1 protein-coding gene is annotated in these 407 nt (G+C 62.9%); it reads left to right on the forward strand.

Features of this window, described 5'->3' with window-relative positions; genetic code table 11:
* The coding region (locus P0D80_RS51320; RefSeq protein ID WP_408296666.1) for a DUF5131 family protein at nt 1–407 on the forward strand (407 nt) is incomplete at both ends.

Below are 407 nucleotides of genomic sequence, written 5' to 3' on the forward strand. Positions count from 1 at the left end.
TGTGTTTTCTGCGCTTCGCTTGCCGACGTGTCCGATAACGCCGTCGATCCTTCGTGGCGCGTCGACCTATTTCGCCTGATCCGCAGCACGCCGAATGTCGACTGGCTGTTGCTGATAAAGCGCATCGGCAATGCGCGCCAAATGATCGACGATGCCCGCGACGCGGATGCCCTTGGTCCGGTATGGCCGTGGGAAAACGTCTGTCTGGGTGCGACGATCGTCAATCAGGAAGAGGCTGACCGCGACATTCCGAAGCTGCTCGAGGTGCCGGCGCGCGAGCGCTTCCTGTCGATGGAGCCGCTTCTTGGGCCGGTCGACCTTGAAAGCGTCGCATGGCCGTCAATACCCGGTCAACGCGCCGACGTGCTTCGCGGCGGCTACTGGAACAAGGCGGGCGTGCGGCCAGT

Source organism: Paraburkholderia sp. RL17-373-BIF-A, from assembly GCF_046030175.1.
Lineage (GTDB): Bacteria > Pseudomonadota > Gammaproteobacteria > Burkholderiales > Burkholderiaceae > Paraburkholderia.